The sequence below is a fragment of the Stenotrophomonas sepilia genome (genome assembly GCF_003244875.1).
GTDB lineage: Bacteria > Pseudomonadota > Gammaproteobacteria > Xanthomonadales > Xanthomonadaceae > Stenotrophomonas > Stenotrophomonas sepilia.
Window position 1 is genome coordinate 70875 of sequence record NZ_LXXZ01000049.1, and the last position, 12403, is coordinate 83277.

Here is a 12403-nt window from a genome sequence, read left to right on the forward strand (position 1 = left end):
ACGCCGCGATCGGCACGGCAGGAAAGGCGTGCGTACGCTAGAATGCGCGCTGGCGGAGTCGGCCAGACAGTCGCGTCATCCCTTCGGGGGTGCCGAGGAAAGTCCGGGCTCCATAGGGCAAGGTGCCAGGTAACGCCTGGGCGGCGCAAGCCGACGGAAAGTGCAACAGAAAGATACCGCCTACGTCTTCTTCGGAAGGCCGGTAAGGGTGAAATGGTGCGGTAAGAGCGCACCGCGAGTCTGGCAACAGACCGGCACGGCAAACCCCACCTGGAGCAAGACCAAATAGGGATCCTTTGGCGCGGCCCGCGTTGGATCCGGGTAGGTTGCTTGAGCGTTGCGGTGACGTAACGCCTAGAGGAATGACTGTCCACGACAGAACCCGGCTTATCGGCCGGCTCCGCCTCTTTCTTCGATATGCATGAACCGCGCATCTGTAGTGCCGGCCGCTGGCCGGCAGCTTCACGATGCCAGCAGTGGCGGACAGAGTGCTGCCGGCCAGCGGCCGGCACTACCTCGACGTCGCGCGGTCCTCAGCCCGGCGTGCGGTACTGCCCGGCGGAAATGAACTGCGAGAAGCGCTCGCACCACACCACCACCGTGGTGTAGTCGTCCACGTCCACGTTCGCGGGCACCTCGACCAGGAAGCGGTTGAAGGTCTTTACCTCGCCGATGCGCTGGGCCTGCGCCTTGATCTTCAGGAAGTCGGCCTTGTTGTCGACGAAATCGCGAACCAGATAGACCTTGTAATCCGGGCCCGGTCCCATCTTCCCGTCGAAGGCGACCTGGGTGGCGCTGACGCTGACCTTGCCTTCGGCCCAGTGCACCGCATCGCTGCCTTTGAGGTCGCGGCGGAAGGTGGTGCGGTAGGTGGCGTCTTTCATTGCGGCCTGTACCTGGGCGACCGGCGGGTCATCGGGGGCGATCAGGATCGGCAGCAGATAGACGCCCAGGCCGAAGCCCAGGCCGAGGGTGAGCAGATGGGTGGCGAGCAGGATGAGGATGCGGCGCATGGGGCCTCCTTGTGGTTGCGGTCGATCGCGCGGCGTGATGCCGGGCGCGACCACCCTGGGAGGTCAGGGCCGACATTTATAGACACAGTGCCAAATGCGAAAAGGACACAGTGGGCGGGCTGGAATGCCGGAACCCCTGTGGCACAGGCACATTGCGGTCGCGGCTGGAAGCTGAATGACGTTTCAAGCCCGCTGCGATGGCGACCGCCGTCACGTGGATCGCGACAGCAAGCTGCGGGTAGTGCCGGCCGCTGGCCGGCAGCGTCATGGCGAATCCGAGCATCCAAAGGCTGCCGGCCAGCGGCCGGCACTACCCCCGCCAAGAGCATCCGGCCAGGGGCCGTCATGACCGGGTCAGAAAATGACGTGGCTTTGTCCGCTCGGTGCACCCTGCGGGCCGAAGCGGCGTTCGTGGATCTCGCCGTGGCCGTCGGCGTCGATCAGCAGCACGGTGCTGGCGCGGGTGCCGTAGTCGTCGCCGCGGATGAAGGCCGGGCTCAACCAGCGCTCGCGTTCCAGGCCGATGCCGGTGTCGGGCAGGTCGCTGTCGGCGGGGCGGTGTTCATCGGCCAAGGCATTCCAGAGCGGGGTCAGGTCCGGGGTCAGATCCCTTTCGCGTTGCGAAAGGGATCTGACCCCGTCTTCCTGCAGCCAGGCTTCAAGGGCCGCCATCAACCTGCGGGTCTTCGGCCAGGGCGCGTCCAGCGCGCCGTTGGACATGCCGTGTACGCCCGGGCCAAGCGTCTGCCGTTCGGCGGGATGGTTGCCCAGGTACTCCAGGCTGTCGCTATCGGCCAGCAGGAGATTGAACGGGGCGTAGGCGCCAGCCACGGTCGCCAAGCGGTCGATATGCACGGCGGCCGGGTCGCGGCCGCGCAGGAAGTCGGCCACCAGCGCGCCTCGCGACGGTCCGGTCTGGGCCGCCAGCGGGTCGCGGACGTTGGTGACCACCGCCATCCGGCCCGAGGCGCCGACTCCGGCCCAGCCACCGCCGGAGCGCAGGTCGCGTCCTCCGATGACGGAGGTCTCATCCTGCCAGGTGGCCAGCGCCGCGGTGGGGCGGGCGTGGAACTCATCACGGTTGCCGGTCATCACCAGCCGCCAGCGCGGGTGGTGCATCCAGCCAAGAGCAAGCAGGCACATGGCCTCATTGTGCACCGTTTGCGCAGTCCGGCGCCGTTTCCGGCACGGCTCGGATGAATGCGCGGCCGATGTTTCACACCCCGTCCACGCCCCTGAACTTCCGTTCAATCTCAAAAATTGAGACGGATCAGCAACTTGTGGATAAGCCTTGAACAAGTCTCTAAAGGTTGTTGCAAGCCATTGATGCGGCTGGCGATTTCCCTGCTGAAAAGTTGTTGACAACCCTCGGCCCGCTGCTAAGGTGGGCATCAGAGGGAAATCCGGGTGTTTTGTGGGTTTTCGTGGTTCAATGTTTCACCGGGCGAAGGACAAGGTGCAGGCGTCGTGTTCCAGGGCGAGACGGCCATCACAGTTGACGACAAGGGGCGCATGGCGGTTCCCACCGCTTACCGCGACCTCGTCGCGCGCGCCAGCAACAACCGTCTCGTGCTGACCTACAACCCGTTCGAAGCCGGCTGCCTGTGGCTGTACGCAGAGTCGGAATGGGAACGGGTCCGCGACGATGTGATGTCCAAGCCCAACACCCAGCGCGTCGTGCGCCTGTTGCAGCAGAAGCTGGTCGGCTCGGCCGCCCATCTGGAGCTGGACGGCAACGGTCGCATCAGCATCCCCGCCAGCCACCGCGGTGCGGTGGGCATTGAGAAGAAGGCGGTATTGCTCGGTATGGGCGACAAGTTCGAATTGTGGAGCGAGCAGGCGCATCGGGCCCTGATCCAGCAGACATTGTCTGACGAGGATCTGGGTGATGGGTTGCTCGACCTGAAGTTGTGAGCCGGGGTGCCCGGATGCGCCCAGAAGCGCAGGCCGGTCACCTTCCGGTGTCGCAGTCGCCGGCGGTGCACCTGCCGGTCCTGTACACCCAGGTCCTTGAAGGCCTGAGGGTGATCGAAAACGGACGTTATCTGGATGGCACGTTCGGTCGTGGCGGTCATGCACGTGGCGTGCTCACCCAGCTCGGTCCCGAGGGGCGCCTGCTGGTCATGGACAAGGATCCGGACGCCATCGCCGTTGCCGAGCGCGATTTCGCGCCGGATCCGCGCGTGTCCATCTTCCGTGGCAGCTTCGCCCAGCTGCTGCAGTGGGATGCGACGGCCGAAGGCCTGGACGGCGTGCTGTTCGACCTGGGCGTGTCGTCGCCGCAGCTGGATGTGGCCGAACGTGGCTTCAGCTTCGGCAAGGACGGCCCGCTGGACATGCGCATGGACCCGGACAGCGGTGAAAGCGCTGCGCAGTGGATCAACCGCGTGGAAGAGCGCGAGATCGCCGATGTGCTGTGGACCTACGGCGAAGAGCGCCAGAGCCGGCGCATCGCCCGCGCCATCGTGGCCCGCCGCGAGAAGCAGCCGTTCTCCCGCACCGCCGAACTGGCCGAGCTGATCGCCTCGGTGATGCCGCGTGGAAAGGACAAGATCCATCCCGCCACGCGCAGCTTCCAGGCCATCCGCATCCACATCAACCGCGAGCTGGCAGACCTGGAAGCGGGGCTCGATGCGGCGGTGGAACGGCTCAAGCCCGGTGGCCGTCTGGCGGTGATCAGCTTCCACTCGCTGGAAGACCGCATCGTCAAGCAGTACATGAACCGCCTGGCCAAGGCGCCGCCGGCCAACCGCCGCCTGCCCGAGGCCGTTGCGTTCGTGCCGACGCTGGACCTGATCGGTGGGGCCATCAAGGCCACCGACGAAGAGCTGGCCGCCAACCCGCGCGCCCGCAGCGCCGTGCTGCGCGTGGCCCAGAAGCGGGAGGCCGACGCATGAGCCGGCTGCTGCTGATCATCCTGTTGGCCTGCACCGTGGCCTCGGCGATCGGCGTCGTGTTCGTGCGTCACCGTCATCGGCAGACGTTCATCGAGCTGTCGCGCGCCGAGCGCAAGCGCGATGACATCAACCTGGAATTCGGCCGTCTGCAGCTGGAGCAGGCCACGCTGGCCGAAGCCAACCGTGTCGATCGCATCGCCCGCGAAAAGCTCGGCATGAAGTTCCCCGAGGCCGCCGACATCGTGGTGGTGCGCCCATGAGCAAGGCCGGTCGCAACCGTCCACGCAATGCCTTCAACCTGCGCCAGCGCCTGCGCTGGGTGGCGTTGGCGCTTGGCCTGTGCTCGGTGTCGCTGGTCGGCCGCGCGGCCTACGTACAGATCATCAACAGCGACTTCTACCAGCGCCAGGGTGAGGCCCGCTACCTGCGCGAGCTGCCGATCAAGACTTCGCGCGGCATGATCACCGACCGCAACGGCGAGCCGCTGGCGGTGTCCACGCCGGTTGCCTCGATCTGGGTCAACCCGCAGGACCTGCTGCGTTCGCCCGAACGCATCCCCGAGCTGGCCCAGGCGGTCGGCATGTCGGTGGATGAGCTGAGCAGCCGCCTGTCGCAGAAGTCGGACAAGGAATTCATGTACCTGCGTCGCCGGATCAATCCGGACGAGGCGGAGAAGGTGGTCGCGCTGAAGATTCCGGGCGTGGCCGCGCAGCGCGAGTTCCGCCGCTTCTACCCGCAGGGTGAGGCGATGGCGCACGTGCTGGGCTTCACCAACATCGATGATCGCGGCCAGGAAGGCCTGGAACTGGCCTTCGACGAATGGCTGCGCGGCAAGCCCGGTGCGAAGCGGGTGATCCGCAACCGCAAGGGCGAGACCGTCGAAAGCGATCTGCTGCGTGCCGCTGAGCCGGGCAAGGACCTGACCCTCAGCATCGACCGCCGCATCCAGTACCTGGCCTTCAAGGAACTGCGCAACGCGCTGGTGGCCAACAAGGCGGCCGGCGGTTCAATGGTGATCATGGACGTGACCACCGGCGAGATCCTGGCCATGGTCAACCTGCCGACCTACAACCCGAATTCGTTGACCGGCGCGATCCCTGATACGCGCCGCAACCGCGCGGTGACCGACCTGGTCGAGCCGGGTTCGACGATGAAGCCGCTGACCATCGCCACCGCGCTGCAGGCCGGTGTGGTGACCAAGGACACCATCATCGACACCAACCCGGGCTACATGACGCTGGGTCGCTTCACCATCCGCGACGTGCCACGCAACAACGGCGTGCTGAACGTGACCGGCGTGATCACCCGCAGTTCGAACGTGGGTGCAGCCAAGGTTGCGGCGAAGATGCCGGACCAGACCTTCTACGACGGCGTGCGCCGCTTCGGCTATGGCTCGGCGCCGCACAGCGGGTTCCCGGGTGAATCGGCCGGTGTGGTGATGCGTCCGGCGCGCTGGTCGGGGACCACCAAGACCACCATGTCCTACGGCTATGGCCTGTCGGTCACGCCGCTGCAGATTGCCACCGCGTACTCGGCACTGGCCAACGGCGGGCGCCTTATCGCGCCGACTTTCGTCAAGGGCCAGCGCAACGAAGGCCAGCAGATCATCGATGAAAACGTCGCCAGGCAGGTGGTGGCGATGATGGAGACGGTGGTCACCCAGGGCGGCGCCAAGCAGGCGGCGGTGCTGGGCTACCGCGTGGCCGGCAAGACCGGCACCGCGCGCAAGGCCGGTCCGGGTGGTTACGAGCGCGGGCATTACAACGCGCTGTTTGCCGGCGTGGTGCCGGCCACCAACCCGCGCTTCGCCACCGTCATCGTCATCAACGATCCGCAGGCCGGCAAGTTCTACGGCGGCCTGGTGTCGGCGCCGGTCTATCACAACGTGATGGAAGGCACCCTGCGCCTGATGGACGTGCCGCTGGACGACCTGCAGTCGTGGCTGGCCGCACAGCAGTCGGGCAAGGTCGGCCATTCGGCCTCGATCCTGCCCGCACCGCCGGCCGAGACCGCGCTGCCGGTCGATGCCGCCGCTGAATTCGATGCTGCGCTGCCGAGCGCGCAAGCCCAGACGCCGCCCGCTACGGGAGGCACGCAATGAGTCCTTCGATGTTGCTTTCGCAGTTGCTTCCGGACGTGGCCCTGGCGGGCCATGATCCCGTTCTGACCGGCCTGGTGCTGGACAGCCGCGCCGTGCGCCCCGGCAATGCCTTCGTCGCCATCGCCGGTTTCGGCGCGCATGGCCTGGGCTTTGTCGAGCAGGCCCGTGCGGCCGGTGCCAGCGCCATCCTGTTCGAGCCACCGGCACCGACCGAGCTGCCGGCGCCGGCCGATGCGATCGCCGTGCCGGGCCTGCGGGCGCGCATGGGGGCGATGGCCGACCAGTTCCACGGCGCGCCGTCACGGGCGATGGCGATGGTCGGCGTGACCGGTACCAACGGCAAGACCTCCACCGTGCAACTGCTGGCCCAGGCCTGGCACCTGCTCGGAACGCCCAGTGGCAGTATCGGCACGTTGGGCGCCGGACTTTATGGTGCGGTCGAGCCGACCGGATTCACCACGCCGCTGGTACTGCAGATGCATGCGCTGCTGGCACAGCTGCGCGACGCCGGTGCGCGTGCGGTGGCGATGGAAGTCAGCTCGCACGCGCTGGACCAGGGCCGCGTGGATGCCGTGCACTACGACGTGGCGGTGTTCACCAACCTCACCCGCGACCATCTGGACTACCACGGTGACATGGCCAGCTACGGCGCGGCCAAGGCGCGGCTGTTCCATCGCCCGGGCCTGAAGGCGGCGGTGGTCAACCTGGACGACGCCTTTGGTCGCCAGCTGTTCGCTGGCCTGCCTGCCGGCGTGCAACCGATCGGCCTGAGCTCGCGCGGTGCCGCTGACGCCAGCGTGCGCGCTGAAGCGCTGCAGCTGGATGGGCGCGGTATTGCCTTCGAGCTGGTCATCGACAGCCAGCGCGCCGCGGTGCAGTCGCCGCTGCTGGGCCGCTTCAACGTGGACAACCTGCTGGCCGTGGCCGGCACCCTGCACGCGCAGGGCCAGCCGCTGCCGCGCATCGCCGAAGTGCTGTCGGCGCTGCAGCCGATCCGTGGCCGCATGAACCGCCTCGGCGGCGAAGACGGCCTGCCGACCGTGGTGGTCGACTACGCACATACCCCGGACGCGCTGGAGCAGGCGCTGGACAGCCTGCACGGCCATCTGCAGGGCACGCTGTTCTGCGTGTTCGGCTGCGGTGGCGAGCGCGATTCAGGCAAGCGTCCGCAGATGGCGGCGATTGCCGAGCGCCTGGCCAACCAGGTCATCGTCACCGACGACAACCCGCGTGGCGAGAATGGCGACGTGATCGTGGCCGACATCCTGGCCGGCTTCCAGCACGCCGATGCCGTGACCGTGCAGCGCAACCGCGCGCGTGCGATCGGCCTGGCGGTGAAGCGTGCCGGTGCCGGCGACATCATCCTGATTGCCGGCAAGGGCCATGAGCCGTACCAGGAAGTGAATGGCGTGCGTCATGACTTCGACGACACCGAAGTGGCTGCGGCTGCACTGGCGGCCAAGGCCGGTGTTCTGCAGGCACAGGCCGGGGAGGGCGCCGCATGAAGCGCACCCTGCTTTCGCTGATCGCACACTGGGCCGGTGGCGAGATCCACGGCGACGACGTGGCCATCGATGCAGTCAGCAATGACACCCGCAACCTGGGCCCGGGCAGCCTGTATGTGGCGCTGCGCGGCGAGCGTTTCGACGGGCATGACTTCGCTGCCGACGCGCAGGCGCGCGGTGCCAGTGCGCTGCTGGTCGAGCGGCTGCTGCCGATCGAGCTGCCGCAGGTACTGGTGGCCGACAGCGAGCTGGCACTGGCGAAGATCGCTACCGGCATGCAGCGTGACCGTGGCACCGAGGTGTTCGCGATCACCGGCAGCAATGGCAAGACCAGCGTGAAGAGCCTGCTGCTGTCGATCCTGCAGCAGGTGGCCCAGCACGCGCACAAGGTGGTCTACGCCAACCCGGGTAACCGCAACAACGAGATCGGCCTGCCGCTGGCGGTGATCGATGCGCCGGAAGATGCCGACTACGCCGTCTACGAGATGGGCGCTGGCAAGCCTGGCGATATCGCCTACCTGACCGACATCGCCCGCCCGCGCTATGCGCTGGTCAACAACATTGCCCCGGCACACCTGGAACGCATGGGCAGCCTGCTCGGCGTGGCGGTGACCAAGGGCGCGATCTATGCCGCGCTGCCGGCCGATGGCGTGGCAGTGATCAACGCCGACGATGCCTATGGCCGCTGGTTCGAGCAGCACTTCATCAGCACCCCGGCGCGTTGCCGCGTGCTGCGCTACGGCCTCGAACACTCGGCGGACGTGACCGCGCGCGACATCCGCGCCGGTGCACAGGGCAGCCAGTTCACCCTGGTCGCACCGACCGGCGAAGCCCGCGTGGTGCTGGGCCTGCCGGGTCGCCACAACGTCAGCAATGCGCTGGCCGCCGCCAGCCTGGCGCTGGCCGCGGGTGTCGATCTGGCGCTGATTGCCGCCGGCCTGGCCGAAGCGCAGCCGGTGCCGGGCCGCCAGATTGCCCATCAGCTGCGCAACGGCGCGGTGCTGGTGGATGACAGCTACAACGCCAATCCCGGCTCGCTGGCTGCGGCCATCGATGCCCTGGCCGCCGCCCCGGAAGAGGGCTGGCTGGTGCTGGGTGACATGCGCGAACTGGGCCCGGACGCCGAGGCGCTGCATGCGCAGGCCGGCATCCGCGCACGCGCTGCCGGCCTGAAGCGGCTGTATGCGCTGGGTCCGCTCAGTGCCGCCGCTGCGGCCGCCTTCGGTGAAGGCGGTCGCCATTTCGCTACCCATGGTGCGCTGTCACAGGCGCTGCAGGATGAGTTGCACGCTGGTGTGCGCTGCCTGGTCAAGGGTTCCCGTGGCAGTGCCATGGACCTGATCGTCAAAGCGCTGCTGGCGCAAGGAGAGGAATCCCCGCATGTTGTATGAACTGGCTCGATGGTTGCAGCAGTTGGAGAGCCTGTTCGGGCTGTTCAACTACCAGACGTTCCGCGCCATCCTTGCCGCGCTGACGGCCCTGTTCCTGTCGCTGTGGCTTGGACCGGCGATGATCCGCAAGCTCGCCCAGTTCAAGGGCGGCCAGCCGATCCGCCAGGACGGTCCGCAGACCCATTTCTCCAAGGCCGGCACGCCGACCATGGGCGGTTCGCTGATCCTGCTCACCATCACCCTGTCGGTGCTGATGTGGGCCGACCTGCGCAACCGCTACGTGTGGCTGGTGCTGGCGGTGATGCTGTGCTTCGGCGCCATCGGCTGGTATGACGACTGGATCAAGATCGTCCGCCGTGACCCGAACGGCCTGAAGTCGCGCTGGAAGTACCTGCTGCAGTCGATCTTCGGCCTGGCCGCGGGCCTGTTCCTGTTCTACACGGCCGACGTGCCGGCAGCGCTGACCTTCTACATCCCGATGTTCAAGTCGGTCGCGCTGCCGCTGGCCGGCATCGGCTTCGTGGCCATCGCCTACTTCTGGATCGTCGGCTTCTCCAACGCGGTGAACCTGACCGACGGCCTGGACGGCCTGGCAATCATGCCGACCGTGCTGGTGGCCTGCGCGCTGGGCGTGTTCGCCTATGCCTCGGGCAACGTGGTGTTCGCCAACTACCTGCAGATCCCGCAGATCCCGGGCGCCGGCGAACTGGTCATCATCTGTGCGGCCATCGCCGGAGCCGGCCTGGGCTTCCTGTGGTTCAACACCTATCCGGCCATGGTGTTCATGGGCGACATCGGCGCGCTGGCGCTGGGTGCGGTGCTGGGCACCATCGCGGTGATCACCCGCCAGGAACTGGTGCTGGTGATCATGGGTGGCGTGTTCGTCATCGAAACCCTGTCGGTGATGATCCAGGTCGCCTCGTTCAAGCTGACCGGCAAGCGCGTGTTCCGCATGGCGCCGATCCACCACCATTTCGAACTGAAGGGCTGGCCGGAGCCGCGCGTGATCGTGCGCTTCTGGATCATCTCCGTCGTGCTCGTGCTGATCGGCCTGGCCACGTTGAAGGTGCGCTGAGATGAACGACCTGTCCCGCCAGGCAACACGCCTTGAAGCCATCGAAGGCAGCTACGACAAGTGGCTGCTGGGCGCGATCATCGCGCTCACCGGCGTGGGCGTGGTGATGGTGGCGTCCAGCTCGATCGCCTTGATGAGCAGCCCGTTCTACTACCTCAACCGCCACCTGATCTTCCTGGCGGTGGGTATCGTGCTGGCGGTCATCGCCGCCCGCACCGAGCTGAAATCCATCGAGCAGTACAACCAGATGCTGCTGCTGGGCTGCTTCGTGCTGCTGCTGGCGGTGTTCGCGCCGGGCCTGGGCAGCACGGTCAACGGCGCACGCCGCTGGATCAACCTGGGCATCTCCAAGTTCCAGACGGTCGAGGCGGTGAAGGTGCTGTACATCGTCTGGCTGTCCAGCTACCTGGTGCGCTTCCGCGACGAGGTCAATGCGACCTGGCCGGCGATGCTCAAGCCGCTGGGCGTGGCCGGTGCGCTGGTGGTGCTGCTGCTGCTGCAGCCGGACTTCGGTTCTTCGACCCTGCTGCTGGCGATCACCGCCGGCATGCTGGTGCTGGGCGGGGTGAACATGCCGCGCATGTCGATGCCGGTGGTCATCGGCCTGGTCGGCATGAGCGCGCTGGCGATCATCGAGCCGTACCGCATGCGCCGCATCACCTCGTTCCTGGATCCGTGGGCCGACCAGCAGGGCGACGGCTACCAGCTGTCCAACGCGCTGATGGCGGTGGGCCGTGGCGAGTGGACCGGCGTCGGCCTGGGCAATTCGGTGCAGAAGCTGTACTACCTGCCGGAAGCGCATACCGACTTCATCTTCTCGGTCACCGCCGAGGAATTCGGTTTCCTGGGTACCTGCGTGATCGTGGCGCTGTACGCGCTGCTGGTCGGCCGTACCTTCTGGCTGGGCATGCGCTGCGTGGAAATGAAGCGCCACTTCTCCGGCTACATCGCCTTCGGCATCGGCCTGTGGATCAGCATGCAGACCTTCGTTTCGATCGGCGTGAACCTGGGCATCCTGCCGACCAAGGGCCTGACCCTGCCGCTGATCTCCTCCGGCGGCTCGTCGGTGCTGATGACCTGCGTGGCGATGGGCCTGCTGCTGCGCGTGTCCTACGAGCTCAAGCGCGCCGAGCGTCGCCAGGCCGTGCGCATCGGTGGCGCCGAAGAAACCGCTGCCGAGCCGATGGAACCCGCCGCCACGCCGGCGGCCGCCAGCGTGCCGGTGAGCGCCGAGCCGACGGCTGCCGCTGCGGCGAACGCCGCGCGCGGCACCAGCCGCCTGCAGTCGCGCATCGAACCGACCTTCGGGAGGCTGTCATGAGTGCAGCCAACGAGAAGGTGCGCCCGGTGATGATCCTGGCCGGTGGTACCGGCGGTCACATCTTCCCCGGCTTGGCCGTGGCCCGCGTGCTGCGCGAGCGTGGCGTGCCGGTCACCTGGATGGGCGCCGAAGGCGCGATGGAAACCCGCCTGGTGCCGCAGCACGACATTGCCATCGACACGCTGGCGATCACCGGCCTGCGCGGCAAGGGCAAGCTGGCGCTGCTGGCGGCTCCATGGCGGCTGATGCGCGCGCTGCGCGCGGCCGGCATGATCATCCGCAAACGCCAGCCGCGTGCGGTGGTGGCCTTCGGTGGCTTCGCCTCCGGCCCGGGTGGCATGGCCACGCGCCTGCATGGCCTGCCGCTGATCGTGCATGAGCAGAACCGTGCGCCCGGCCTGACCAACCGCATCCTGTCGCGTTATGCGCGCCGGCTGCTGACCGGTTTCCCGGGCACCTTCGCCCAGCGCGAGGAATTCGTCGGCAACCCGGTGCGTGCGGAGATCGCCGCCATCGCTCCGCCGGAACTGCGCTTCGCCGACCGCAACGGCCCGCTGCGCGTGCTGGTGGTGGGCGGCAGCCAGGGTGCGCGCGCACTCAATGCCGGCGTGCCGCAAGCGATCGCCGCGCTGGGTGCCGGCGTGCCGGTGCAGGTGCGCCACCAGAGTGGCGAGAAGATGCATGCCGAGGCGGTCGAGGCGTATGCCAAGGCCGGCGTGCAGGCGGAAATCACCCCGTTCATCGCCGACATGGCCGAGGCCTTCGCCTGGGCCGATCTGGTCGTGTGCCGCTCCGGTGCGTCGACCCTGGCCGAGCTGTGCGCAGCCGGCGTCGGCAGCGTGCTGGTGCCATTCCCCGCTGCCGTCGACGATCACCAGACCCGCAATGCGGAGTACCTGGTCGAGCGCGGCGCGGCGGTGTTGCTGAAGCAGGACGGAACGCTGGCCGACGGCATTGCCGCACTGCTGCGCGATCTGTCCGAAAATCCCGCCCGCCGCATGCAGATGGCGCAAGCCGCGCGTGCCCTGGCCAAGGTCGATGCCGCCGAGCGCATCGCCGATATCATTCTCGAGGAAGCTGTATGAAGAAGGCATGCCACC

11 protein-coding genes and 1 other RNA gene are annotated in these 12403 nt (G+C 67.4%); 10 read left to right on the forward strand and 2 right to left on the reverse strand.

Going from position 1 to position 12403, the window contains the following annotated elements; all coding sequences use genetic code 11:
- Nucleotides 1-54: 54 nt before the first annotated feature.
- An RNA gene (rnpB, locus tag A7X97_RS09490) (RNase P RNA component class A) lies at nucleotides 55-406 on the forward strand.
- 127 nt (nucleotides 407-533) lie between these two features.
- Here the strand turns inward: rnpB and A7X97_RS09495 are convergent.
- Together A7X97_RS09495 and A7X97_RS09505 are read right to left on the reverse strand one after the other, a co-directional pair.
- On the reverse strand, nucleotides 534-1013 hold the full coding sequence (locus A7X97_RS09495; protein WP_005415283.1) for a DM13 domain-containing protein: 480 nt from the start codon (nucleotides 1011-1013) through the stop codon (nucleotides 534-536).
- Nucleotides 1014-1367: 354 nt separating this feature from the next.
- Complete coding sequence (locus A7X97_RS09505; RefSeq protein ID WP_088497848.1) at nucleotides 1368-2156, reverse strand: NRDE family protein; 789 nt, start codon at nucleotides 2154-2156, stop codon at nucleotides 1368-1370.
- Nucleotides 2157-2480: 324 nt separating this feature from the next.
- Here A7X97_RS09505 and mraZ point away from each other — a divergent pair, with 324 nt between their 5' ends.
- Genes mraZ through murG form a run of 9 tightly spaced genes read left to right on the forward strand, consistent with a single transcriptional unit; the run spans nucleotide 2481 to nucleotide 12388 of the window.
- Complete coding sequence (gene mraZ / locus A7X97_RS09510) at nucleotides 2481-2927, forward strand: division/cell wall cluster transcriptional repressor MraZ (protein ID WP_004143635.1); 447 nt, start codon at nucleotides 2481-2483, stop codon at nucleotides 2925-2927.
- A 14-nt stretch (nucleotides 2928-2941) separates the two neighbouring features.
- Nucleotides 2942-3910, forward strand: a complete 969-nt coding sequence (gene rsmH, locus A7X97_RS09515; protein ID WP_111007855.1) for a 16S rRNA (cytosine(1402)-N(4))-methyltransferase RsmH — start codon at nucleotides 2942-2944, stop codon at nucleotides 3908-3910.
- Nucleotides 3907-4170 (forward strand): cell division protein FtsL, encoded by a 264-nt coding sequence (gene ftsL, locus A7X97_RS09520; protein WP_005415286.1) that lies wholly within the window; start codon nucleotides 3907-3909, stop codon nucleotides 4168-4170. Before rsmH ends, ftsL begins: the two co-directional genes overlap by 4 nt.
- The gene (locus A7X97_RS09525) at nucleotides 4167-6011 is read left to right on the forward strand and encodes a peptidoglycan D,D-transpeptidase FtsI family protein (RefSeq protein ID WP_069139504.1); all 1845 of its coding nucleotides are present in this window, start codon (nucleotides 4167-4169) and stop codon (nucleotides 6009-6011) included. Before ftsL ends, A7X97_RS09525 begins: the two co-directional genes overlap by 4 nt.
- Nucleotides 6008-7516 carry a UDP-N-acetylmuramoyl-L-alanyl-D-glutamate--2,6-diaminopimelate ligase gene (locus A7X97_RS09530; RefSeq protein ID WP_072167848.1) on the forward strand — a complete coding sequence of 503 codons (1509 nt, stop codon included), beginning with the start codon at nucleotides 6008-6010 and terminating at the stop codon, nucleotides 7514-7516. The genes A7X97_RS09525 and A7X97_RS09530 overlap by 4 nt, the downstream gene beginning before the upstream one ends.
- Nucleotides 7513-8907 carry a UDP-N-acetylmuramoyl-tripeptide--D-alanyl-D-alanine ligase gene (locus tag A7X97_RS09535; RefSeq protein ID WP_072167849.1) on the forward strand — a complete coding sequence of 465 codons (1395 nt, stop codon included), beginning with the start codon at nucleotides 7513-7515 and terminating at the stop codon, nucleotides 8905-8907. Before A7X97_RS09530 ends, A7X97_RS09535 begins: the two co-directional genes overlap by 4 nt.
- Nucleotides 8897-9982 (forward strand): phospho-N-acetylmuramoyl-pentapeptide-transferase, encoded by a 1086-nt coding sequence (mraY, locus tag A7X97_RS09540; protein ID WP_005415291.1) that lies wholly within the window; start codon nucleotides 8897-8899, stop codon nucleotides 9980-9982. The genes A7X97_RS09535 and mraY overlap by 11 nt, the downstream gene beginning before the upstream one ends.
- 1 nt (nucleotide 9983) lies before the next feature.
- Complete coding sequence (gene ftsW / locus A7X97_RS09545; protein ID WP_072167850.1) at nucleotides 9984-11303, forward strand: putative lipid II flippase FtsW; 1320 nt, start codon at nucleotides 9984-9986, stop codon at nucleotides 11301-11303.
- Nucleotides 11300-12388 carry an undecaprenyldiphospho-muramoylpentapeptide beta-N-acetylglucosaminyltransferase gene (gene murG / locus A7X97_RS09550; protein ID WP_088497850.1) on the forward strand — a complete coding sequence of 363 codons (1089 nt, stop codon included), beginning with the start codon at nucleotides 11300-11302 and terminating at the stop codon, nucleotides 12386-12388. The genes ftsW and murG overlap by 4 nt, the downstream gene beginning before the upstream one ends.
- Nucleotides 12389-12403 lie beyond the last annotated feature (15 nt).

Coding starts and splice junctions, on each gene's coding strand:
- A7X97_RS09495 (WP_005415283.1), bottom strand. CDS start 1,013: ATGCGCCGCATCCTCATCCTGCTCGCCACCCATCTGCTCACCCTCGGC.
- A7X97_RS09505 (WP_088497848.1), bottom strand. CDS start 2,156: ATGTGCCTGCTTGCTCTTGGCTGGATGCACCACCCGCGCTGGCGGCTG.
- rsmH (WP_111007855.1), top strand. CDS start 2,942: ATGCGCCCAGAAGCGCAGGCCGGTCACCTTCCGGTGTCGCAGTCGCCG.
- ftsL (WP_005415286.1), top strand. CDS start 3,907: ATGAGCCGGCTGCTGCTGATCATCCTGTTGGCCTGCACCGTGGCCTCG.
- A7X97_RS09525 (WP_069139504.1), top strand. CDS start 4,167: ATGAGCAAGGCCGGTCGCAACCGTCCACGCAATGCCTTCAACCTGCGC.
- A7X97_RS09530 (WP_072167848.1), top strand. CDS start 6,008: ATGAGTCCTTCGATGTTGCTTTCGCAGTTGCTTCCGGACGTGGCCCTG.
- A7X97_RS09535 (WP_072167849.1), top strand. CDS start 7,513: ATGAAGCGCACCCTGCTTTCGCTGATCGCACACTGGGCCGGTGGCGAG.
- mraY (WP_005415291.1), top strand. CDS start 8,897: ATGTTGTATGAACTGGCTCGATGGTTGCAGCAGTTGGAGAGCCTGTTC.
- ftsW (WP_072167850.1), top strand. CDS start 9,984: ATGAACGACCTGTCCCGCCAGGCAACACGCCTTGAAGCCATCGAAGGC.
- murG (WP_088497850.1), top strand. CDS start 11,300: ATGAGTGCAGCCAACGAGAAGGTGCGCCCGGTGATGATCCTGGCCGGT.